A 22,763-nucleotide genomic window follows, 5' to 3' on the forward strand; every position below is an offset into this window, starting at 1 on the left:
GGACGGCGGTGGTGTTGCTGCAGGGTGTTGCCAGGCGCTTCATTTCCCCCGCGGCAGGACAGGCCCGGCCCAAGGGCTGACGGGGTTGCCCATCCAGTAGGTCCCGGCAGGTACTGTTTCCCCGCGCATCACCAGCGACGCGGGGCCAACTGTTCCGCCTTGGCCGATCCTTGCCTGCGGCAGGATGACACCGTGAGGTCCCATCGTTGCGCCGTCTTCGAGCGTAACAGGGCCAATGCTCATGATGCGGTCGTGGAACAGGTGCGTCTGCACCACACAGCCCCGGTTAACCGTGGAGTTCGCGCCCAGGGAGACGAGATCCGCCTCCGGCAGCCAGTAACTCTCGCACCAGGTCCCGGAACCGATCCTGGCGCCAAGGGCACGCAGCCACCAGACAAGGGCCGGGGTGCCGGTGGCCGCGCGGGCGAACCAGGGCGCGCTGACCATCTCGATAAACGTGTCCACCACTTCGTTGCGCCAGATGAAGGAACTCCACAGGGGGTGTTCGCCGGCCTTGATCCGGCCAATAAGGAGCCATTTTGCCGCGACCGCGCTGCCGGCGGCCACGGCTCCTGCCAGGAGCATCACCAGACCGCCCAGCAGGGCAGCCACGGCATACCCGTAGCCGGACGCCAGCCAATCGAAGGCCAGCAGCACGCCGGCGGCCAGTGCCACCGTCAGCACCACCGGGACGAACCGGCAGGCCTCCCAGAGCGCCCGGGCAATCTTCAGCCGGCGCGGCGGCTGGTAAGTGAGCGAGTTGTCCGACGCGATGGCGGTGCGGCGCAGCCGGACGGGCGGACTTCCCAGCCAGGACGTACCGGACTTGGCCTTCGACGGCGTGGCCGAGAGTACGGCCACCAGCGAGTTCTTGGGAACATTGCGGCCTGCTCCGGTCATTCCCGAGTTGCCCAGGAAAGACCGCTTGCCGATCTTGGCCGGCCCGATCCGCAGCCAGCCGCCACCGAGTTCATAGGAGGCCACCATCGTGTCATCAGCGAGGAAGGCACCCTCTCCCACTGTGGTCATTTTTGGGAGCAGCAGCACGGTGGAAGCCTCGACGTTTTTCCCGATTTTTGCTCCCAGCAGACGAAGCCAGACAGGCGTGAAGAGGCTGGCATAGATGGGAAACAGCAGCTCCCGCGCCAGATCCAGGACGCGTTCCGTAGCCCAGACCTGCCAACCGATCCGGCTCCGCACACGGTAGTAGCCTTCGCGCAAGCCCAATCCCAGCAGGCGGGTGGTTGCCAGGATCAGAAGCAGGTTCGCTGCGAACCACGCCAGGGCGGCAACGGGCAGGGAAGCCAGCAGGGGAACCCAGGCTTCCGCCAGGGAAGTGTTGCCCCTGATAAAAAGGAAAACCACCAGGCAGGCAGCCGCAGCAGACAGGTAGGGGATCATGGCCAGCAGGGTGCTGGCAGCGGCAAAGGCAGTAAACCAGAGCCTCGCCTGGAGCCCTCCGGTGGCAGGCTGCTCCGGCCAGTTCTGCTTTGCCTTGCCCCGGCGTTTCGCGGGGGAACCGGCTACGAGCTGACCGGCCTTGACCTTGCCCAGGACTGCTGAACCGGGCTCCACCTGCCCGCCGGCTCCAACGCTGGCACCGGGCATCAGGGTGCTTCGGGCGCCCACCGTGGCGCCTGCGCCGATGTGGATGGCTCCGATGTGCACGCTGTCCCCGTCGATCCACCATCCCGAAAGGTCCACCTCGGGTTCCACATTGGCCCCGGTGCCCAGCGAGAGAAGCCCGGTCACGGGCGGCAGCGAGTGCAGGTGCACATTGCTTCCGATCTTCGCGCCGAGGGCCCGTGCGTAGTGGGGCACCCAGGGTGCGCTGGCCAGGCTGACCGCCCCCGCAAGGTCCTGGATCTGCTCAGCCAGCCACAAGCGCAGGTGGACTTTCCCGGATCTGGGGTAGGTTCCCGGTTCAACGTTCCGCAGCAGGATCCGGGCGGCTGCCACAGACAGGCCCATGCGTCCGGCCGGGCTGACGAACACCAGCCAGGACGCACCTACCCACCACCAGGACACCGTTGCCGCGCCGGTGAAACCGGCCAGCCCGGCCAGCAGGTTATTGCCGGCCATCAGGTACGTCAGCCACCGCATGCCAACGAGAATATGCAGCGGCACACCCATCAGCGTCTGGAAAACCTGGGACTTGCGGGCGGTGGGCCGGACCTTCCGGACCTTGGCAGGACCGGCTGGTGTCCCCTCGGGCAGCGACTGGCGTGCCACGTCGATTAGGGCACCCACGCGGGGCGTAGCGTAGATGTCCGCCACCGTGATGGTGGGGTAGCGGACCCTGAGGGCAGAAACGAGTTGGGCTGCCGCGAGGGATCCACCGCCGGCGGCGAAAAAGTCTGCGTCGAGGCTGGTTGCCTTGACGCCGAGGACGGCTCCCCATTGCTCAACAATCCACCGGGCGTCGTCGGGAAGGTTCAGCGGGGCATGTTCTGCGTCATCGGCGCCCGAACCGGCAAGCGGCCATGGCAAGGCGTGCCGGTCCACCTTTCCGCTGGTCTTGGTGGGCAAGGAGTCGACGACGGTCAGCAGCGGAACGAGGGCTGCGGGAAGGCTGGCAGCCAGGAGCTGGCGGGCAACCGCCAGGTCCGGCTCCGAAGCTCCGGCGGGTGCAAGGTACCCGACGAGGATCTGATTCCCGGCCGCCGTCGTCCGGACAGCGGCCGCCGCGCCGGCGATGCCGGGCAGCGCCTGCAGCGCTGCATCCACTTCGCCCAGTTCGATGCGGCGTCCGCCCAGTTTGACCTGTTCATCGGCACGGCCCATGAACACGAGTCCTTCGGCTTCATAGCGGACAAGGTCGCCGGAGCGGTAGGCGCGGTCCCAGCCAAGAGTCGGAAACGGGGCATACTTTTCGGCATCCTTGGCCGGGTCCAGGTAGCGGGCCAGCCCGACGCCGCCGATGATGAGTTCGCCAACGGCTCCTTCGGGGACGGGAACTCCGTCGGCGTCCACCACGGCCAAATCCCAGCCGTCCAGGGGCAGGCCGATCCGGACAGGACCGGCCCCGCCCAGGGGAGCAGCGCAGGCAACGACGGTTGCCTCGGTAGGGCCGTAGGTGTTCCACACTTCCCGGCCGTCAACGGCCAGCCGCTCGGCAAGCTCCGGCGGACAGGCTTCCCCGCCGAAAATCAGCAAGCGGACGTTTTCGAGTGCTTCGGCGGGCCAGAGCGCAGCCAGGGTGGGAACCGTGGACACAACAGTGATGCCGTGGCTGATGAGCCAGGGGCCCAGGTCCATGCCGGTGCGGACCAGGGCGCGCGGAGCGGGGACCAGGCAGGCGCCGTGCCGCCATGCCAGCCACATCTCTTCACAGGAGGCGTCAAAGGCAACGGACAGCCCTGCCAGCACCCGGTCCGACGTTCCGATCGGGTCCGCCCTGAGGAAGATTCGGGCTTCGGCGTCCACGAAGGCGGCCGCAGAACGGTGCCGTACGGCAACTCCCTTCGGAGTTCCGGTTGAGCCGGAGGTGAAGATCACCCATGCGTCGTCGTGGGTGTCCGCGGTGCGGGCAGCGGGGAAGGGCACGGGCCTGCTGCCGGTGAGTGCCACCCCGCTTTCCGTGACGACGGCGGCAATCTTGGCTTCGGCGAAAACCAGCCTGGCGCGTTCCTCGGGATCGTCTGCGTCCACAGGGACATAGGCGGCGCCAATGAGCAGGATGGCAAGGATGGAGATGTACAGCCCGTTGGTGCCCGACGGGATCCTGACGCCGATCCTGTCGCCTGCGCCGAGTCCGGCGAGGTGCATCTCCCGGCCGGCAGAGCGGACGGCCGCCATCAGTTGGGCATAGCTCAGCGACTCCCGGCCGTCGTCGAGGGCAGACGCGTCCGGGTGCCGGTCGGCCGTGTCCTGGAGGATGTCAACCAGAGTCCTTGCCGGGGGAGCTGCTGCGGACCCCGCCAGTTGCGGCAGATAGCGGGGCTCAGGCCCGGGGTCGCCGCCGGTTGCAAGGCTGCTGCTGTGTTGCTCGGTCACCCGTGCAGTGTGCCGGGACAAGATGAACAGAAAGTGTCTACGTTTCCTGCTGTGCACGGGTTGTTCGGAAGGTGTTCAACAGGCATTTGGCAAACGTGCCCCGCCGACCATGGATGACCCTACGGAATCAGCACCACCTTGCCGGTGGTGCGGCGCCCTTCGAGGTCGCGGTGCGCCTGGGCGGCCTCCGCCAGCGGGTACTGGCCACCCACCCGGACTTTGAGGCTGCCGTCGGCAGCCGCCGCGAAAATTTCGTCCGAGCGCCAGCGCCGTTCCGCGGCATCCTGCAAATAGTGGGCCATGGTGGGCCTGGTCAGGAACAATGAACCCCCTGCATTCAGGCGCTGCGGATCCACGGGCGGGACGGGACCGGAAGCTGCGCCGAACAGGGCAAGCATGCCCCGTACGCGAAGGGCGCGAAGCGAACCGTCAAACGTGTCCTTGCCCACCCCGTCATAAACCACGTCAACGCCCTTGCCGCCGGTGAGGTCCCGCACGGCGTCGTCGAAGCCGTTATACCGCAGCACGTGGTCCGCCCCGGCTCCGAGCGCCAGGTCTTCCTTCTCGTCGGTGGACACGGTGGTGATGACCTGTGCTCCCTTGGCCTTGAGGAGCTGGATGAGCAGCAGGCCCACCCCGCCTGCGCCGGCGTGGAGCAGGACGTTATGGCCGGCTTGAACCTTGAAGGTGGAATTGACCAGGTAATGGGCCGTCAGGCCCTGCAACGGCAAGGCGGCTGCGGTGGCATCGTCAAGTCCCTCCGGCACGGGCAGCGCTTTATCCGCGTCCACGAGGGCATAGCCGGCGTAGCAGTCGTGGCCCTCCGCGGTGGCTATGCGGTCTCCCTCGGCAAACCCCGTAACCCCTTCGCCAAGTCCCACAACCGTACCCGCAGCCTCAGATCCCKGAATGAAGGGATACTGGACCTTGTACACGCCGCTGCGCTTGTATGTATCGATGAAGTTGACCCCCGCTGCCGCTACCTGGACCAGCAGTTGTCCGGGACCGGGAACGGGGCGCTCAACCGGTACGTAAGAGAGGACTTCGGGACCACCGGCTTGCCCGGCGACAATGGCGTGCGTCATGGATTCCTTCCGCGGGCCGGAGTTTCCTTGCCCGGTCCACCCATCCTAGGCTTCAGGGAAGAAGTGGGGGCGTCCTTCCGCCGCAGTGTGTCCCGCACCCGCTGCCGCCAAAAACCCGTATGCATAAATATCGGACATAGTGAATAAGTTTGCTGTAGGGTGGAGGCCATGACTATTTCTGTTGCAGTCTCAGGCGCCAGTGGGTACGCCGGCGGAGAGGTGCTCCGCCTGCTCGCGGGCCACCCGGACGTCACCATCGGAGCGATCACCGCGCACAGCAACGCGGGGTCGCGCCTGGGCGAGCTGCAGCCCCACCTGCACGGATTTGCCAGCCGGATCCTTGAGGACACCACCGTGGAGAACCTCTCCGGCCACGACGTCGTCTTCCTTGCGCTGCCCCACGGCGCCTCCGCGGACATCGCTGCCCAGCTTCCGGAAGGGACAGTGGTGATCGACGCCGGCGCCGACCACCGCCTGCAGGACCCCGCGGCGTGGGAAAAATTCTATGGTTCGTCGCATGCCGGCACCTGGCCCTACGGCCTGCCCGAACTGCCCGGCCAGCGCGAAGCCCTCAAGGGAGCCAGCCGGATCGCCGTGCCGGGCTGCTACCCGACGTCGGCCCTGCTGGCCCTGGCGCCCGGGTTCGCCGCAAACCTCCTCCAGCCCGACGACGTCGTCATCGTTTCCGCCTCCGGCACCTCGGGTGCGGGCAAGGCTGCGAAGGTCAACCTGATCGGTGCCGAGGTGATGGGCTCCATGAGCCCCTACGGCGTAGGCGGCGGGCACCGGCACACCCCCGAGATCGAACAGGGCCTGTCCAATGCGGCAGGGGAGCAGGTGACCGTTTCCTTTACGCCTACGCTTGCACCGATGAGCCGCGGGATCCTCACCACGGCAACCGCCAAGGTGGCGGCCGGAGTTACTGCAGAACAGCTGCGGCAGGCCTGGACCGACGCCTACGACGACGAGCCCTTTGTCCACGTCCTTCCGGAGGGGCAGTGGCCCGCCACCAAGTCCGTGCAGGGGTCCAACCACGCCGCCATGCAGCTTGCCTTTGACCCCCACACCGGCCGGGTGATCGTCACCTGCGCCATCGACAACCTCACCAAGGGGACCGCCGGCGGCGCCGTCCAGTCCATGAACGTCGCACTCGGCCTGGCTGAAACGGCCGGCCTTGACCTGCAGGGAGTAGCCCCGTGACCATTACCGCACCCCGTGGATTCCGGGCCGCCGGCGTTACCGCCGGGCTCAAGGCTTCCGGCAACCCGGACCTTGCCCTGGTGGTCAATGACGGGCCCGCCAAAACAGCCGCCGCCGTGTTCACCAGCAACCGCGTGGCTGCTGCTCCCGTCCACTGGTCCCGCCAGGTGGTTTCGGACGGCAGGGTGGATGCCGTGGTCCTCAACTCCGGCGGGGCCAACGCCTGCACCGGCCCCACCGGCTTCCAAAACACCCACAGCACGGCAGAAAAAGTGGCGGAAGTCCTCGGCATCTCGGCCACCGACGTTTTTGTCTGCTCCACCGGCCTGATCGGCGAACAGCTGCCCATGGACAAGATCCTGCCCGGCGTGGAGACGGCCGCCAAAGCCCTCAGCACCGATGGCGGACCTGCCGCGGCCACGGCCATCATGACCACCGATTCGGTGCCCAAGGCCGCCCTGTTTATCGGCACCGATTCAGACGGCCAGGAATTCAGCATCGGCGGCATCGCGAAGGGCGCCGGCATGCTGGCACCTGGCCTCGCCACCATGCTGGTGGTCCTCACCACGGACGCCGCGGTGGAAACGGAAATGCTCGACGTCGTCCTCCGCGACTCCACCCGCGTCACCTTTGACCGGGCTGACTCCGACGGCTGCATGTCCACCAATGACACGGTGGTCCTGCTGGCCTCCGGCGCCTCCGGTGCCGTGCCGTCCGCGGAAATCTTCGGTGCCGGCCTCACCCAGGTGTGCGCCGAACTGGCCCGGAAGCTGATCGCGGACGCCGAAGGTGCCAGCCATGACATCGCCATCCGCACCTTCAACGCCGCCAGCGAAGCTGACGCCGTAACCGTCAGCCGCTCGGTGGCACGGTCCAACCTGTTTAAGGCCGCCATCTTCGGCAAGGACCCCAACTGGGGCCGTGTGCTTTCCGCCGTCGGCACTACCGACGCGGCGTTCGAACCGGACCAGTTGAACGTGGCCATCAACGGAGTCCAGATCTGCCGCAACGGCAGCATCGGAGACGACCGCAGCCTGGTGGACCTGGAACCGCGTGAGGTGCTGGTGGAAATCGACCTGCAGGCCGGCGACGCCGAGGCCACCATCTGGACGAACGACCTCACCCATGACTACGTGCACGAAAACAGCGCGTACTCCAGCTAGGAGCCCCCGCGGCCCCGGCCAAAACCGTTGCGGAAAGTGACAGCATGAACACCCAGACGCGTGAAACCACCAGCATGTCCGACGCCCAGGACAAGGCAGCAACCCTGATTGAGGCCCTGCCCTGGATCCAGCGGTTCGCCGGCACCATCATGGTGATCAAGTACGGCGGCAACGCCATGGTCAACGACGATCTCCGCCGCGCCTTTGCGGAGGACATCGTGTTCCTCCACCACGTGGGCATCCACCCGGTGGTGGTCCACGGCGGCGGCCCCCAGATCAACTCCATGCTGGGTCGCCTGGGCATCGAGTCCGAGTTCAAGGGCGGCCTGCGCGTCACCACCCCTGAAGCCATGGATGTGGTCCGCATGGTCCTCACCGGCCAGGTGGGACGCGAACTGGTGGGCTTGATCAACTCCCACGGCCCCTACGCGGTGGGTATGTCCGGCGAAGACGGCGGCCTGCTGCGCGCCGTCCGGACCGGGACTGTGGTTGACGGCGAAGAAGTTGACCTCGGGCTGGTTGGCGAAGTGGTGGGCGTGGACCCCGCCGGCATCGTGGACATCCTTGAGGCCGGCCGGATCCCCGTGATCTCGACGGTTGCCCCCGAGATTGTGGACGGCGGAGACGGCGTGGCCGGCACGGCACGCTTCAAGCCCACGGGCCAGGTCCTGAACGTCAACGCCGACACCGCGGCTGCGGCCGTCGCCTCGGCACTGGGCGCCTCCAAGCTGGTGATCCTGACCGACGTCGAAGGCCTCTACGCCAACTGGCCGGACAAGTCCTCGCTGATCTCCTCCCTCACGGCCTCCGAGCTTCGGAACATGCTGCCCAGGCTCGAATCGGGCATGATCCCCAAGATGGCCGCCTGCCTCAAGGCCATCGATGAGGGAGTGGAACGCGCGCACATCGTGGACGGGCGCCTGCCACATTCCATGCTTCTTGAAACATTCACGACGGCGGGCATTGGCACGCAGGTCGTCCCGGACGAGGAGGAGATCAACGGATGAATGCCATGGAGAAGTCATCGGTGACGGAGCTGGTGGAGACCAAGGGCCACGCCGGATCCGAGTGGCTTGCCCGCTACTCCACCTCACTCATGGGAGTATTCGGCACGCCGCAGCGCGTCCTGGTCCGCGGCGCCGGATGCCTGGTCTGGGACGCTGACGGCAAGGAATACCTGGACCTGCTCGGCGGCATCGCCGTCAACGCGCTGGGCCATGCCAACCCATTCGTCACGTCGGTCATCTCCAGCCAGCTGGCCACCCTCGGCCACGTCTCCAACTTCTTCACCAGCCCCACACAGATTGCGCTGGCCGAAAAGCTCCTTGAGCTCACCAGTGCGCCCGCCGGTTCCAAGGTCTTCTTCACCAACTCCGGAACCGAGGCCAACGAGGCTGCCTTCAAGCTGGCCCGCCGCAATTCCGGTGGCAGCGGGACGAAACGGACCAAAATCATTGCCCTCGAAGGCGCCTTCCACGGCCGCACAATGGGCGCGCTGGCCCTGACGGCCAAGGAAGCCTACCGGGCGCCGTTCGAGCCGCTGCCCGGCGGTGTGGTGCACATCCCGTTCGGCGACGTCGAGGCGCTCAAGGACGCTGTTGACGAAACTGTGTCCGCAGTTTTCCTGGAGCCGATCCAGGGGGAAGCGGGCGTACGTCCCCTGCCCCCCGGCTATCTCCGGGCAGCGCGGGAGCTGACCGCCCGGGTGGGCGCCCTGCTGATCCTGGACGAGGTGCAGACCGGGATCGGCCGCACCGGCAAGTGGCTGGCCAGCGAGGACGCCGGAATCATGCCCGATGCGGTCACGCTCGCCAAGGGCCTGGGCGGCGGTTTCCCCATTGGTGCCCTGGTCACCTTCGGTGCCGGAACGTCGTCGTTGTTGGCTGCGGGCCAGCACGGCACCACGTTCGGCGGCAACCCGGTGGCGACGGCGGCCGCCCTCGCCACACTGCACGCGATCGAAAGCCAGGAGGTCCTGGCCAACGTGGCAAAGGTCGGGGAGCACCTGCGCTCTTCACTGGCCGCCCTCCCGGGCATCACCGAGGTCCGGGGCGAAGGACTGCTGATCGGTTTCGACCTGGACGCCGACGTTGCGCCGGCAGTGGTGCAGGCCGGCCTTGACGCCGGCTTTATCGTCAACAGCCCCGGCCCCCGCACCATCCGCCTGGCGCCGCCGCTGGTCATCACCATCGCCCAGGCGGACTCTTTCCTGGCCGCCTTCCCGGCCATCCTCCAGACAGCTAAGGACGCCCAGTGACTTCTGCAGTTCACACCAGCGCAGCCCCTGAGAAAAACGCCACCCGGCACTTCCTCAAGGACACCGACCTCAGCCCAGCCGAACAGGCAGAGGTCCTGGAGCTCGCCGCGCGTATGAAGGCCGCGCCCTACAGCGTGCAGCCCTACGCTGCAGAGGGCAACAGCCGCAAGACCGTGGCCGTGATTTTCGACAAGACGTCCACCCGGACACGGGTCTCGTTTGCCACCGGCATCGCGGACATGGGCGGCAACGCCCTCATCATCAACCCGGGTGAAGCCCAGATCGGCCACAAGGAGTCCGTGGAGGACACCGCCAAGGTCCTGGAACGGATGGTGTCCACCATCGTGTGGCGGACCGGGCCGCATGCCGGCCTGGTGGAGATGGCCGAAAACTCCAGCGTCCCCGTGATCAATGCGCTGTGCGACGACTACCACCCGTGCCAGTTGCTCGCGGACCTGCTGGCCGTGAAGGAGCATAAGGGCGACCTCAAGGGCCTCACCATGAGCTACCTGGGCGATGCCGCCAACAACATGGCCAATTCGTACCTGTTGGCAGGCGTGACGGCAGGTATGCACGTCCGCATTGCCGGCCCCGAGGGCTACCTCCCGGCTGCAGACATCGTGGCCGAAGCCGAAGAGCGGGCCGCGGAGACCGGCGGCTCGGTGCTGGTCACCACGGACGCCGCGGCAGCCCTGAAGGGCGCCGACGTCGTCGCTACGGACACGTGGGTGTCCATGGGCCAGGAAGCGGAAAAGGAAGCCCGGCTGCAGTTGTTCCGGGAGTACTCCGTGGACGAGGCAGCCATGGCACAGGCTGCGGAAGACGCCGTCGTGCTTCACTGCCTGCCCGCCTACCGCGGCTACGAGATCTCCGCAGGCGTCATCGACGGGCCGCAGTCCATCGTCTGGGACGAGGCCGAAAACCGGTTACACGCCCAGAAGGCCCTGATGGCCTGGCTGATGCACCGCTCCGGCCTGGCATTCGTCGACGGTCTTTCCCCCGTTGAAGGCACCGGGGAGAGCACGTTCTAGTGTCCGCCCAACCGTCGGTGCCGGGCTCCAGCCCGGCCACCAAAACCGCCCGCCAGGCGCGGATCACCGCCATCCTGACGGGGGAGTCCGTGCGTTCCCAGGCGGAGCTGGCGGCCCTGCTGGCGGACGACGGCGTGCAGGTCACCCAGGCGACGCTGTCCCGGGACCTCGTTGAACTCGGCGCGGTCCGGGTCCGCGGCAAGGAGGGCGTGCTGGTGTACGCCGTCCCGGGCGAGGGCGGGGAGCGGGCGGCCAAGAGCGGGGTGAGCCAGGAAATCCTGGACGCCCGGCTGGCGCGGCTCTGCAGCGAACTCCTGGTCACCGCAGAGGCCTCGGCCAACATCGCCGTGCTCCGCACACCGCCGGGCGCCGCCAACTTCCTGGCGCTGGCGATCGACCACTCGGTGATGCCGTCCATCCTGGGGACCATCGCCGGGGACGACACCGTGCTGCTCGTCTCCCGCGACCCGCAGGGCGGCCAGGACCTCGCCGCCAGGTTCCTGCAGCTGGCTGAAGAAGCCGGGCAATAAGCTTGAAGACAACATCTACAAACCCCAAAAACAAGGAGCATCTCCGTGACTGAACGCATCGTGCTGGCCTACTCCGGCGGCCTGGACACCTCAGTAGCCATCGGCTGGATCGGTGAAGCCACCGGCGCCGAGGTCATCGCCGTGGCGGTCGACGTCGGACAGGGCGGCGAGTCCCTGGAAACCATCCGCCAGCGTGCCCTGGGCTGCGGCGCCGTCGAAGCCTACGTGGCCGACGCCTCCGACGAGTTCGCCAACGAGTACTGCATGCCCACGCTGAAGGCCAACGGCCTGTACCAGGGCCACTACCCGCTGGTTTCCGCCATCTCCCGCCCCGTCATCGTCAAGCACCTCGTCAAGGCGGCCCGCGAATTCGGCGCCACCACCGTTGCCCACGGCTGCACCGGCAAGGGCAACGACCAGGTCCGCTTCGAAGTGGGCATCCAGACCCTCGGCCCGGACCTGAAGTGCATCGCCCCCGTCCGCGACCTCGCCCTTACCCGTGACAAGGCCATCGCCTTCGCCGAGGAAAAGGGCCTGCCGATCGAGACCACCAAAAAGAACCCGTACTCGATCGACCAGAACGTCTGGGGCCGTGCGGTGGAGACCGGCTACCTCGAGGACATCTGGAACGCTCCCACCAAGGACATCTACGACTACACCGCCACCCCGGAGTTCCCGCCGGCACCGGATGAGGTCACCATCTCCTTCGAGGCCGGCGTGCCGGTAGCGATTGACGGCGTGAAGGTCACCCCGCTGCAGGCCATCAAGGAACTCAACCGCCGTGCCGGTGCACAGGGCGTGGGCCGCATCGACGTCGTCGAGGACCGCCTCGTGGGCATCAAGTCCCGCGAAATCTACGAAGCCCCGGGCGCCATGGCGCTGATCACGGCCCACAAGCACCTGGAGGACATCACCGTTGAGCGCGAGCAGGCCCGCTTCAAGGCCACCGTTGGCCAGCGCTGGTCAGAGCTGGTCTACGACGGCCAGTGGTTCTCCCCGCTGAAGCGCTCCCTGGACGCCTTCATCGAGGACACCCAGAAGTACGTCTCCGGCGACATCCGCATGACCCTGCACGGCGGCCAGGCCATCGTCAACGGACGCCGCTCCGACACGTCGCTCTACGACTTCAACCTCGCCACCTACGACACCGGCGACACCTTCGACCAGTCCATGGCCAAGGGCTTCATCGAGCTGTGGGGCATGTCCGCCAAGGTTGCCTCCGGCCGCGACATCCGCGTCGCAGGAAAGTAGCCCCTGTGGCTGACCCTGTCGAAACCCAAAAGGCTGAGGCTACAAACACAGGCGCGCTGTGGGGCGGCCGGTTCGCCGGCGGCCCTGCCGATGCCCTGGCCGCGCTGAGCAAGTCCACGCACTTCGACTGGCGGCTCGCACGCTATGACATCGCCGGTTCCATGGCGCACGCGCGTGTTCTGCACAAGGCCGGCCTGCTGGACGACGCCGAGCTGGAAGGCATGCTCTCAGCCCTCACCCGGCTGGACGAGGACGTTGCTTCCGGCGCCTACCTGCCGGCTGAGTCCGATGAGGACGTCCACGGCTCACTCGAGCGCGGCCTGATCGAGCGTGCCGGAACCCAGCTGGGCGGCAAGCTCCGCGCCGGCCGTTCCCGCAACGACCAGGTGGCCACGCTGGGGCGGATGTTCCTGCGCGACCACGCCCGGATCATCGCCCGCGGCGTCCTGGACACCGTGGATGCGCTCGTGGAGCAGGCCAAGGCCCACCACGGCGTGGCCATGCCGGGACGGACGCACCTGCAGCACGCCCAGCCCGTGCTGCTCAGCCACCACCTCCTGGCCCACGCCTGGGCGCTGCTGCGCGACGTGCAGCGGCTCCAGGACTGGGACAAGCGCGCCGGCGTCTCCCCGTACGGGTCCGGCGCCCTCGCGGGGTCATCGCTCGGGCTGGACCCGGAAGCAGTGGCGGCCGATCTTGGGTTCTTTTCCGCATCGCACAACTCGATCGACGGCACCGCTTCCCGCGACGTCTTCGCCGAGTTCGCCTGGGTGTGTTCGATGATCGGCGTGGACCTTTCGCGGGTGTCCGAGGAGGTCATCCTCTGGGCCACCAAGGAGTTCTCCTTCATCACGCTGCACGATTCCTACTCCACCGGTTCGTCCATCATGCCGCAGAAGAAGAACCCGGACGTGGCGGAACTGGCCCGCGGCAAGGCAGGGCGCCTGATCGGCAACCTGACCGGGCTGCTGGCGACGCTCAAGGGCCTGCCGCTGGCGTACAACCGCGACCTCCAGGAAGACAAGGAACCGGTGTTTGATGCCGCCGACACCCTGGAACTGCTGCTTCCGGCCGTCTCCGGCATGATCGCCACCCTGAAGTTCAACACTGAACGGATGGAATCGCTGGCTCCGCAGGGCTTCGCGCTGGCCACGGACATTGCCGAATGGCTGGTCCGGCAGGGCGTTCCGTTCCGCGAGGCGCACGAACTCTCCGGTGCGGCCGTCAAACAGGCTGAATCCCGCGGCGTAGAGCTGTGGGACCTGACGGATGAGGAATACGCAGCCATCTCCGGCCACCTCACGCCGGAGGTGCGCACGGTCCTGTCCACGGAGGGCTCCCTCAACAGCCGCAACTCCCAGGGTGGTACGGCCCCGGCCGCCGTCGAACGCCAGCTGGTGGCGCTGGAAGCTGCGCTTGCAGGCGTGCGGGAGTACGCAGCCTGAAACGCTCTCTCAGTTAACGCGGCTTTCTGGCCAACGCTCTCTCACTTTCTTCGGGAAAGTGAGAGAGCGTTGCCGGTTTATGCCCATTAAGTGAGAGAGCGTCGGGTGTTGGCGCCGAGGACTGGCCGCTACCATGGCGCCATGAGTGACTCGTTCCGCAAGCAACTCCGCGCGCTGCCCGACTTCCCGGCCGTCCTGCCCGGTTTTGACCCCGCCAGCGCCCCGGCAGACCCCGGGGAACTCTTCCGGCAGTGGCTGGACGAGGCCCTGGCCGCGGGGGAACGCCAGCCACACGCCTGCAGCCTTGCCACCGTGGACGGCAGCGGCCGGCCGTCGTCGAGGATGCTGATCCTGAAGAACATCGACGACGACGGCTGGCATTTTGCCACGTCCCGCACCTCACGCAAGGGAAAAGAGCTCAGCGCAAACCCCCACGCCGCCCTCAACTTCTACTGGCCCTCGCTGGGCCGGCAAGTCAGGGTTGCAGGACCCGTGGTTGAACTGTCGGCCGAGGCATCGGCGCGGGATTGGGCGGAACGGCCGCGGGCGGACGGCAGCAGCAACCCGAACTGGCAGCTCTACGCAGTCCAGCCCGCCGAGTATGAATTCTGGCAGGCCAGCAACGACGGCGAGCACGTTCGGCACCGCCTCGGGCCTGACGGCCTTACCCGGCGCTAGGATGGGCGCCATGACAGCTCCCGCACCCGAAGTCCTGCTCGCCGGGCTCCACAAGGCCGCTGAAGACCTTGCCTCCGATGTCGCCAAGCTCAGTGACGAGGACGTGAAGGCTCCGTCCGCCCTGCCCGGCTGGACGCGGGGCCACGTGCTGGCCCACCTGACCGGCATCTCCAACGCCATGGCCAGGCAGCTCGAGTACGCGGCGCGCGGCGAAACCATTGAGCTGTACGACGGCGGCATGGACGGCCGGAACAAGGCCATCGACATGGCCGCCGGGCACGATGCGGCCACCCACCTCGCGGACCTGACCGCGGCCCTCGAACGGGCCATCAAAACTTTTGATGCGCTGCCCGGCATCAAGGATTCGTCCGCCCACCGCACGGGCTGGTACGCACCCATCACCTACCGCGGGGGAGTTGTCCTGGACGGCGGCCTGGCGCTCTGGCGCGAACTCGTCATCCACACCTCCGACCTGCTCACGGGCAGGGGACCGGAAACCTGGAGCCGGCAGTTCTGCGAGCACCTGTTCGACTTCCTCGCGGCCCGCGTCCAGCCCGACGACAAACTGGTGCTACAACCACTGGGCCTTCCGCCCGTGAGCATCGGCAGCGGCACCAGATCCACCGTGATCAGCGGGATGATCACGGATATTGCGGCGTGGCTGGCAGGGCGCGAACCCACGCTGGGCAGCCTGAGGGCTTCCGCGGCGGCCGACGGCGTGGACCTGCCGGCCTTGCTGCCATGGCCTGCCGGAACCCCAACTCCGAAGCAGGACTAACCGTCTCCCAAACAGGATCAGGCGGCTTCGCGGGCCAGCAGGCTCTTCTTGATGGGCAGTCCCCAGCGGAATCCGCCCAGTGAACCGTCGGTCCTGATGACCCGGTGGCAGGGAACAAACAGGGCTGCCGCATTGAAGGCGCAGGCGCTGGCAGCCGCCCTGGCAGCCTTGGGATTCCCGGCCAGCCCGGCGTACTCGGTGTACGTCACGGGGGATCCCGGCCGGACCAGGCGCAGCACGTCCCAGGCGTGGACCCGGAACGGCCCGGACATTTGCCGAACGGGGACCCGCATCGCCGGTGCCGGATCCCCGGCGTAAAAGGCTTCGACGGCGGCGGAGATCTCCCCAAGGTCGCTGACCAGTTCCAGGGTGGCGGGCCGCAGGGTCGGATGGATCTGCCCGGTCAGGTCGCCGGGCTTTTCGGTCCAGCCGCTGGAGAGGACCACCCCGTCCTGGGCAAGGATGGTAAACGGGCCGTCCGGAGTGGACATCTGAAGCAACTGGGCCTTCATCGGATCGCTTTCTCTGGTGTTCTGCTGCCCGCTGTGGGAGCATCCGTCCTTGTGGCATGACGCGCGCCGGCGGCGGAATGGGCTGCTGCACGCCACAGGTGCATGGTGGCGTAGGAGCGCCACGGGCTGACTTCGCGGAAATCCGGGCTGGAAGTCCCGGCCCCTCCGGAGCCACCCCCGAGGTAATCCTGAGGCTGGTCCAAGGCTTTTATCCCGTTCCGCACGGCCGCGTCATTGCCAAGGAAGACGTCCGGCGCACCGAGGACACGCATAGCGAGGTAGCCAACCGTCCAGGGTCCCACACCGGCAAGGGGCAGCAGCTTCGCCCCTAAGCTTGCCACGTCGTCGCCATAGCCAAAGTCGAGGGTGCCATCCGCCAGGGCGGAAGCTGCGGCGCGGAGGGCCTCAATGCGTTTCCGGGGGCTCCGCAGAAGTGCGCAGCCGTCGGCGGTGATTTCGGCGGGGGTGGGAAACATCCGGTCCAGGCCCTCGCCCGGGCTTCGGCTTGAGCTTCCGACGGCGGCAAGCTGGGTCAGGGCGGTCCGCGCGGCAGCCACGGTGATCTGCTGGCCGACCATGGCCCTGATCAGCATTTCGGCCGGGTCCAGCGCTCCGGGCATCCTGATGCCGGGAGTGCCGGCCACTGCAGCGGCCAGCCTGGGGTCTTCCGCCAGTGCGCCGTCGATGGCCACCGGATCCGCATCCAGATCGAACAGCCGCCGGACGCGGCTCAACAGGGCCGGAAGGTCCCGAAGGTCCACCGCACCAATGGTGAGGGTCAGCGGCCGTCCGGGGGTGCCGGCGTCGTACTCGACCCTGAAGCGCGCGTCGCCCTGGGGAAGCCGCAGCGTGCGGGCGTACGAGGTTGGGGTTCCGGCCTCGATCCCCGGGAGGGCACGGACCGCCAGGAAAGTGAAAACGCCGGGGTCGAAGGGCTCGCGGTAGGGGAGGCTGAGGGTGAGGGCGGTAGAGCCGGCGGGGGCTTTCGGATGCCTGGCGGCGCGGAGCGCGCTGGGGGTCAGGTCGAAGACCTCCACCATGGTCTCGTTGAACTGGCGGACGCTGCTGAAGCCTGCCGCGAAGGCGACGTCAGCGAGCTTCATGGAAGTGGATACGAGCAGCGTGCGTGCCGTCTGGGCGCGGCCGGCCCGGGCGAGCGACAGGGGCCCGGCGCCCAGTTCCTGGCTGAGGATCCTGTTCAGCTGTCGGGAGGAATAGCCAAGGCGGGCGGCCAGGCCATCAACGCCGTCCCGGTTCACCACGCCGTCATTGATCAGGCGCATAGCACGCCCCGCGATGTCTTGCCGCACGTTCCAGGCAGGCGTTCCAGGCACAGCCTCAGGCAGGCAGCGTTTACAGGCCCGGTAGCCGGCGTCGTGGGCCGCTGCTGAGGTCTCGTAAAAGGTGACGTTCGCAGCCTTGGGAGTCCTGGCCGGGCACGACGGGCGGCAGTAGATGCCGGTGGTCCGCACGGCAGTGTAGAACTGCCCGTCGAACCGGGTGTCCCGGGCGTCTATTGCCCGGTAGCGCTGCCAGAAGTCCATTCCTCCATCCTGCCAGCAGTGGAGGAGGCGGGCTAGCGGAAATCGGACATGGCCGTGGGGCGCCTTTTTGGCGTTGCGTCAGGTATTGCTGCCGGTTTTGGATAGAGTCTGGCCATGAGCAGAAGTCCCTCGCAGGCCCGGGAACCGCTGCGGGAATTCCTCTCGGGCGATGCCCGCACCCTGGCACCGATGCTGCTGGGGGCTGTCCTGACCCATGATTCGAGGGAGGGACGGGTGTCCGTCAGGCTCACCGAAGTGGAGGCCTACCTGGGGCCCGAGGATTCCCTGCACCCCGATCCCGGCTCACACACATACCGCGGCCCCACGCCACGGAACGCCCCGATGTTCGGCCCCGCCGGGCACCTGTACGTTTACTTCACCTATGGGATGCACCACTGCACGAACATCGTGTGCGGCCCGGCCGGTGTGGCTTCCGCTTTGCTGCTGCGTGCGGGGGAGATCGTGGAGGGCCTGGAGCTCGCACAGCACCGCCGGCCCACATCGAAAAATCCTGCCGACTTGGCAAGCGGCCCGGCCCGGCTGGCCAAGGCCCTGGGCCTGACAACCGCGTACAGCGGCCGCGACGCTTTGACGCCCCCTTTTGCGCTGTCGCTCCCCGATAGGCCGGTTACGGAGGTCAGTTCCGGTCCGCGGGTGGGGGTTTCCGGTGTTGGCGGATCCGAGCAATACGCCTGGCGTTTCTGGATCACCGGGGACCCTACTGTCTCCAAGTACAAGGCGGCCAAGCCGAGGCCGGCACCGTTTCGCCAGCGTTAACGGAAATGGTTGTAGAATGGACGGTCTGTCTTTTGCGATAGGGGAACGTTAAATGCTCGACGCCGATTTGGCCCACGAACGGGACTATGTTGCCGGCCTGTATGCCCGGCTGGAGGAGCTCCGCGAGGAAAAGCGCAAGCAGCTTGCGCAGGTCCGCAGGGCAGGGGCTGTGGGCACCATGCAGAACGTTTCCGAGCGCGACGCTTTCGCGGCTCTGTACGAGGACCGCCTGGCTCAGCTGGATGCCGTGGATGACCGGCTGGTCTTTGGCCGCCTGGACCTTGACTCCGGGGAAGCGCAGTACATCGGACGCATCGGCCTCACCACTGAGGACCTGCAGCGGCTGATGGTTGACTGGCGCGCGCCCGAAGCCGGGCACTTCTACCAGGCAACGGCCTTCGACCGGCAGGGCGTCCGCCGCCGCCGCCACCTGATCCTGCAGGGCCGGGAGGTCAAGGCCATCGAGGACGATGTCCTGGACGCGGACATGCTGGCGGACAACGAATCGCTGCAGGGCGAGGGCGCCCTGCTGGCCGCGCTGAATTCCCGGCGCACGGGCCGGATGTCGGACATCGTCAGCACCATCCAGTCCGAACAGGACCGAATCATCCGGTCCTCCATCTCGGGCGCCGTGGTGGTGCAGGGCGGGCCCGGCACCGGCAAGACGGCCGTGGCACTGCACCGGGCCGCCTACCTGCTCTACACCCACCGGGACCGGCTCAAGTCCGCGGGCGTGCTGCTGGTGGGCCCGTCGTCGTCCTTTATGAAGTACATCGAACGGGTGCTGCCCTCCCTGGGGGAGACCGGCGTCGTGATGGCCAGCGTGGGCCGGCTGATGCCCGGCATCAACGCCGTGCCGGAACCCGACGCCGACGTTGCCGCCATCAAAGGCCGCCTGGACATGGCTGCCGTGGTGGCCAACGCCGTGGCCAACCGGCAACGGATTCCCGCTGAAGACCGGATCCTGGAAGTGGACGGCCGCAAGCTCGTGCTGACGCCGCGCCAAGTCCGGCGTGCCCGCGAGCGTGCCCGTTCCACCGGCAAGCCGCACAACGAGGCCCGGGTGACATTCGTCAAGATCCTGCTGCGCGAACTCACAGAACAGATGACCGAGCTGGTGGAAGCCGGGAACATCGGCAACAACGCTGACCGCTCCTACCTTGCCGAGGATGTCCGCACCGCCCGTGATGTGCGGATCGCCCTCAACCTCTGCTGGATGCCCATGACGCCCGAAAAGCTGATCTCGGAGCTGTTCAGCAAGCCGGCGGTGCTTGAATTCTGCACCCCCCACCTGTCTGCGGCTGAGCGGGCACTGCTGCAGCGTCCCGCCGACGCCCCCTGGACCGAGTCCGATGTGCCCCTGCTGGACGAAGCTGCCGAACTGCTCGGTGAGCTGGACCCGGCAGCCGGGCGCGGCCTCGCGCAGCAGGAGCACGACAGGGCCCGCGACCTTGCCAACGCCAAGCAGACCCTGGTGAACATGGAGGCTGCCGGCGTGGATCCCCTGATGTCCGCCGAGGAGCTGGCCGAGCAAAACCAGGAACAGGAAGCGCGGCTGACCGCTGCCGAGCGTGCCACCAGCGACCGCACCTGGGCCTTTGGCCACATTGTGGTGGACGAGGCGCAGGAGCTCTCGCCCATGCAGTGGCGCCTGCTGGTCCGCCGTTGCCCCCTGAAGTCCTTCACGATTGTTGGTGACATCGCGCAGACGAGCTCGGTGGCGGGTGCCAATTCATGGCAGGGCGCGCTTGCCCCGATGTTCGGCGACCGCTGGCAGCTGGAGGAGTTGACAGTCAACTACCGCACCCCGTCACAGATTGCAGAAGCGGCTGTGCGGATGGCCAACGCGGCCGGACTCGTAGTCTCCGCACCCAAGGCCGTGCGGGAGGGGCGCTGGTCGCCCGTCATCGACGAGGTGGATCCGGGACAGGTGGTCAGCCGCCTGGTGGAAGTTCTGCCGGAGGAGTTGGAAGCGCTCGACGGCGGCCTGCTGGCCGTTATCGCGGATGGCCCCCTGTTGCCGGAGGCTGCCGCCGCCCTGCGCGCCGAGTACGGCCGCCGCATTGGCAACGGTGCCGGCAGCTATGAGCAGGACATCGTGGTCATCAGCCCGCGCGAGGCCAAGGGCCTGGAGTTCGACGGCGTGGTGGTGCTGGAGCCCGCCACCATGCTGAACCATGAGCACGGCAAGGTGGGGGATCTGTACGTTGCCATGACGCGCGCCACCCAGCGCCTGCGGCTCATTGCTTCGGATCCCGTGCCGGCAGGCATCAAGCGCTGAGCTTCCTCGATTGGTGCCGGCCCGTTCAGGGGCCGGCGCCGGTTCCGTCCACCCGGCGCCGGTGCGGGGTAATACTGCTAACTTAGAAGGCGTGTCAGAACTCAACAGCCTCGAATCGCAGCAGAACGACCCCACTTTCGCCAATATCTGGCAGGAACTGAAGTGGCGTGGACTGGTCCACGTCTCCACGGACGAAGCAGAGCTGGAAAAGCTCCTCGCCGGCGGGCCGGTCACGTACTATTGCGGCTTCGATCCCACCGCGCCGAGCCTGCACCTGGGCAACCTGGTCCAGCTGCTCGTGATGCGGCGGCTGCAGCTTGCCGGTCACAAGCCCCTCGGACTGGTGGGTGGTTCCACCGGCATGATCGGTGACCCCCGACCCACAGCCGAGCGCACCTTGAACACCAAGGACACCGTTGCGGAATGGGTGGGATACCTTCAGGCCCAGGTCCGCCGGTTCCTCAGCTTTGAGGGCGACAATGCAGCGCAGATGGTCAACAACCTTGACTGGACTGCACCATTAAGTGCCATCGACTTCCTGCGTGAGGTGGGCAAGCACTTCCGTGTTGGCACCATGCTGCGCAAGGACGCTGTGGCTTCCCGGCTGAACTCGGACGAGGGCATCAGCTACACGGAGTTCAGCTACCAGATCCTGCAGGGCATGGACTACCTCCAGCTGTGCCGTGATTACGGCTGCATGCTCCAGACCGGCGGTTCGGACCAGTGGGGCAACCTCACCAGTGGGACCGAACTGATCCGCAAGGTGGAGGGCAAGAGCGTCCACGCCCTGGGTACGCCCTTGATCACCAACTCGGACGGGACCAAGTTCGGGAAGAGCGAGGGCAACGCCATCTGGCTCGACGCCGGCATGTGCAGCCCGTACGCCTTCTACCAGTTCTGGCTCAACACAGCCGATGCCGATGTGGTGGACCGGTTGAAGGTGTTTACCTTCCTTAGCCGGGCCGAAATTGAGGAGATCGCAACGGCAGTTGCCGAACGCCCGTTTGCCCGCGAGGGCCAGCGGAAGCTTGCCTTCGAAGTGACGTCCCTTGTCCATGGAGTGGAGGCCACCGAGAAGGTCATCGCGGCTTCGGCTGCGCTCTTCGGCAACGGTGACCTGGCGGCGCTGGACAAGCCGACGCTGCAAGCGGCCACATCCGAACTTCCTTCTGCCACCGTGCAGGTGGATGCCATGGGAATTGTTGACCTGTTGGTTGCCTCCGGACTTTCGGAAAGCAAATCCGCCGCCCGCCGCACTGTTGGCGAAGGCGGGGCATACGTTAACAACGAGAAGGTATCCGATCCTGAAGCGGTGATCCCGGAATCGGAGCTGTTGCACGGGCAGTACCTGCTCCTGCGCCGCGGAAAGAAGAACCTCGCCACGGTGGAAGTACTGGTTCCCTAGCCCATCGCGGGACACTTTGCACGCTCTTCCGCAGCCGATTTGCACGGCCGCGGGGGAGCGTGTAATGTCATTTGAGTCGCCGCCGCTGAAGCGGAAAAATAGCGACCGACCCCCAACAAAAAGTGAAGCAACTTCACTGTGTGCGAAAGCGCCGGCCTGAAGAAATGCTTCACTTTATGATGGGCGGATTGATTCCACCGAGTGAATTCCGGGAAAACAACCGGATTTGCAAAGTGAAAATGAATGAAATAGCATTGAAACATCGCAGCGAAGAAATACGAAATAGAAATTCACTGAGTGAATTGTTTCGGGAATATTCGAATGTGTCTGTTGTTTGAGAACTCAATAGTGTGCCAAGTTTGTTGATACCGATTTGTTTTATGAATTGGTTGAATTTGCCGGGCTGCCCGCCCCTGTGGGTGGTCTGGTTTTTACAGCTGGTTTCAAATTTTTGCTGTCTGGTTGCCGCGTTTTCCCGTGGTTTCCTGGTGGTTTCTGTTTTTGTTTTACTTCAACGGAGAGTTTGATCCTGGCTCAGGATGAACGCTGGCGGCGTGCTTAACACATGCAAGTCGAACGATGATCCGGTGCTTGCGCCGGGGATTAGTGGCGAACGGGTGAGTAACACGTGAGTAACCTGCCCTTAACTCTGGGATAAGCCTGGGAAACTGGGTCTAATACCGGATATGACTCCTCATCGCATGGTGGGGGGTGGAAAGCTTTTTGTGGTTTTGGATGGACTCGCGGCCTATCAGCTTGTTGGTGAGGTAATGGCTTACCAAGGCGACGACGGGTAGCCGGCCTGAGAGGGTGACCGGCCACACTGGGAC

Annotated in this window: 17 protein-coding genes and 1 rRNA gene; 14 read left to right on the forward strand and 4 right to left on the reverse strand. The window is 66.5% G+C overall.

Translation table 11 applies throughout. From position 1 onward, the window contains the following. Positions 1-39: 39 nt before the first annotated feature. Together G6R19_RS10565 and G6R19_RS10570 are read right to left on the reverse strand one after the other, a co-directional pair. On the reverse strand, positions 40-3,996 hold the full coding sequence (locus G6R19_RS10565) for a Pls/PosA family non-ribosomal peptide synthetase (protein WP_163164589.1): 3,957 nt from the start codon (positions 3,994-3,996) through the stop codon (positions 40-42). Between the two features lie 119 nt (positions 3,997-4,115). Then, complete coding sequence (locus G6R19_RS10570) at positions 4,116-5,081, reverse strand: quinone oxidoreductase (RefSeq protein ID WP_163164591.1); 966 nt, start codon at positions 5,079-5,081, stop codon at positions 4,116-4,118. Positions 5,082-5,249: 168 nt separating this feature from the next. Here G6R19_RS10570 and argC point away from each other — a divergent pair, with 168 nt between their 5' ends. The 10 genes from argC to G6R19_RS10620 all read left to right on the forward strand — a co-directional run bounded on the left by argC (position 5,250) and on the right by G6R19_RS10620 (position 15,414). Beyond that, on the forward strand, positions 5,250-6,281 hold the full coding sequence (argC, locus tag G6R19_RS10575) for an N-acetyl-gamma-glutamyl-phosphate reductase (RefSeq protein ID WP_163164593.1): 1,032 nt from the start codon (positions 5,250-5,252) through the stop codon (positions 6,279-6,281). After that, a complete protein-coding gene (gene argJ, locus G6R19_RS10580) occupies positions 6,278-7,444 on the forward strand; it encodes a bifunctional glutamate N-acetyltransferase/amino-acid acetyltransferase ArgJ (protein ID WP_163164595.1) in 1,167 nt (388 codons plus the stop codon). Before argC ends, argJ begins: the two co-directional genes overlap by 4 nt. 44 nt (positions 7,445-7,488) lie before the next feature. Further along, a complete protein-coding gene (gene argB, locus G6R19_RS10585) occupies positions 7,489-8,451 on the forward strand; it encodes an acetylglutamate kinase (protein ID WP_163164597.1) in 963 nt (320 codons plus the stop codon). Beyond that, positions 8,448-9,701 (forward strand): acetylornithine transaminase, encoded by a 1,254-nt coding sequence (locus tag G6R19_RS10590; protein ID WP_163164599.1) that lies wholly within the window; start codon positions 8,448-8,450, stop codon positions 9,699-9,701. Before argB ends, G6R19_RS10590 begins: the two co-directional genes overlap by 4 nt. Then, a complete protein-coding gene (gene argF / locus G6R19_RS10595) occupies positions 9,698-10,732 on the forward strand; it encodes an ornithine carbamoyltransferase (RefSeq protein ID WP_163164600.1) in 1,035 nt (344 codons plus the stop codon). Before G6R19_RS10590 ends, argF begins: the two co-directional genes overlap by 4 nt. Next, entirely contained in the window at positions 10,732-11,262 is a 531-nt protein-coding gene (locus G6R19_RS10600) for an arginine repressor (RefSeq protein WP_163164602.1), read from the forward strand. Before argF ends, G6R19_RS10600 begins: the two co-directional genes overlap by 1 nt. 45 nt (positions 11,263-11,307) lie before the next feature. Continuing rightward, positions 11,308-12,513 carry an argininosuccinate synthase gene (locus tag G6R19_RS10605; RefSeq protein ID WP_163164604.1) on the forward strand — a complete coding sequence of 402 codons (1,206 nt, stop codon included), beginning with the start codon at positions 11,308-11,310 and terminating at the stop codon, positions 12,511-12,513. A gap of 5 nt (positions 12,514-12,518) precedes the next feature. Next, the gene (argH, locus tag G6R19_RS10610) at positions 12,519-13,958 is read left to right on the forward strand and encodes an argininosuccinate lyase (RefSeq protein WP_163164606.1); all 1,440 of its coding nucleotides are present in this window, start codon (positions 12,519-12,521) and stop codon (positions 13,956-13,958) included. A gap of 141 nt (positions 13,959-14,099) precedes the next feature. After that, complete coding sequence (locus G6R19_RS10615; protein ID WP_163164608.1) at positions 14,100-14,636, forward strand: pyridoxamine 5'-phosphate oxidase family protein; 537 nt, start codon at positions 14,100-14,102, stop codon at positions 14,634-14,636. A 10-nt stretch (positions 14,637-14,646) separates the two neighbouring features. Continuing rightward, on the forward strand, positions 14,647-15,414 hold the full coding sequence (locus tag G6R19_RS10620) for a maleylpyruvate isomerase family mycothiol-dependent enzyme (RefSeq protein ID WP_163164610.1): 768 nt from the start codon (positions 14,647-14,649) through the stop codon (positions 15,412-15,414). Positions 15,415-15,431: 17 nt separating this feature from the next. Here G6R19_RS10620 and G6R19_RS10625 read toward each other — a convergent pair whose 3' ends face one another. Both G6R19_RS10625 and G6R19_RS10630 read right to left on the reverse strand, forming a co-directional pair. Then, positions 15,432-15,926: a methylated-DNA--[protein]-cysteine S-methyltransferase gene (locus G6R19_RS10625; protein WP_163164612.1), complete on the reverse strand. Its 495-nt coding sequence runs from the start codon at positions 15,924-15,926 to the stop codon at positions 15,432-15,434. Further along, entirely contained in the window at positions 15,923-17,470 is a 1,548-nt protein-coding gene (locus G6R19_RS10630; RefSeq protein WP_163164614.1) for an AlkA N-terminal domain-containing protein, read from the reverse strand. The genes G6R19_RS10625 and G6R19_RS10630 overlap by 4 nt, the downstream gene beginning before the upstream one ends. A gap of 114 nt (positions 17,471-17,584) precedes the next feature. On the opposite strand from G6R19_RS10630, the gene G6R19_RS10635 reads away from it, so the two are divergent. From G6R19_RS10635 to G6R19_RS10650, 4 genes are all read left to right on the forward strand, one after another. Continuing rightward, the gene (locus G6R19_RS10635; protein WP_163164616.1) at positions 17,585-18,247 is read left to right on the forward strand and encodes a DNA-3-methyladenine glycosylase; all 663 of its coding nucleotides are present in this window, start codon (positions 17,585-17,587) and stop codon (positions 18,245-18,247) included. Positions 18,248-18,299: 52 nt separating this feature from the next. Further along, positions 18,300-20,528, forward strand: a complete 2,229-nt coding sequence (locus G6R19_RS10640; RefSeq protein ID WP_163164618.1) for an AAA family ATPase — start codon at positions 18,300-18,302, stop codon at positions 20,526-20,528. Positions 20,529-20,619: 91 nt separating this feature from the next. Beyond that, positions 20,620-21,933: a tyrosine--tRNA ligase gene (gene tyrS, locus G6R19_RS10645; protein ID WP_163164620.1), complete on the forward strand. Its 1,314-nt coding sequence runs from the start codon at positions 20,620-20,622 to the stop codon at positions 21,931-21,933. A gap of 511 nt (positions 21,934-22,444) precedes the next feature. After that, positions 22,445-22,763, forward strand: a 16S ribosomal RNA gene (locus tag G6R19_RS10650); the annotation flags it as partial.

It is taken from the genome of Arthrobacter sp. Alg241-R88 (genome assembly GCF_900537115.1).
In the GTDB taxonomy this organism is placed as follows: domain Bacteria; phylum Actinomycetota; class Actinomycetes; order Actinomycetales; family Micrococcaceae; genus Arthrobacter.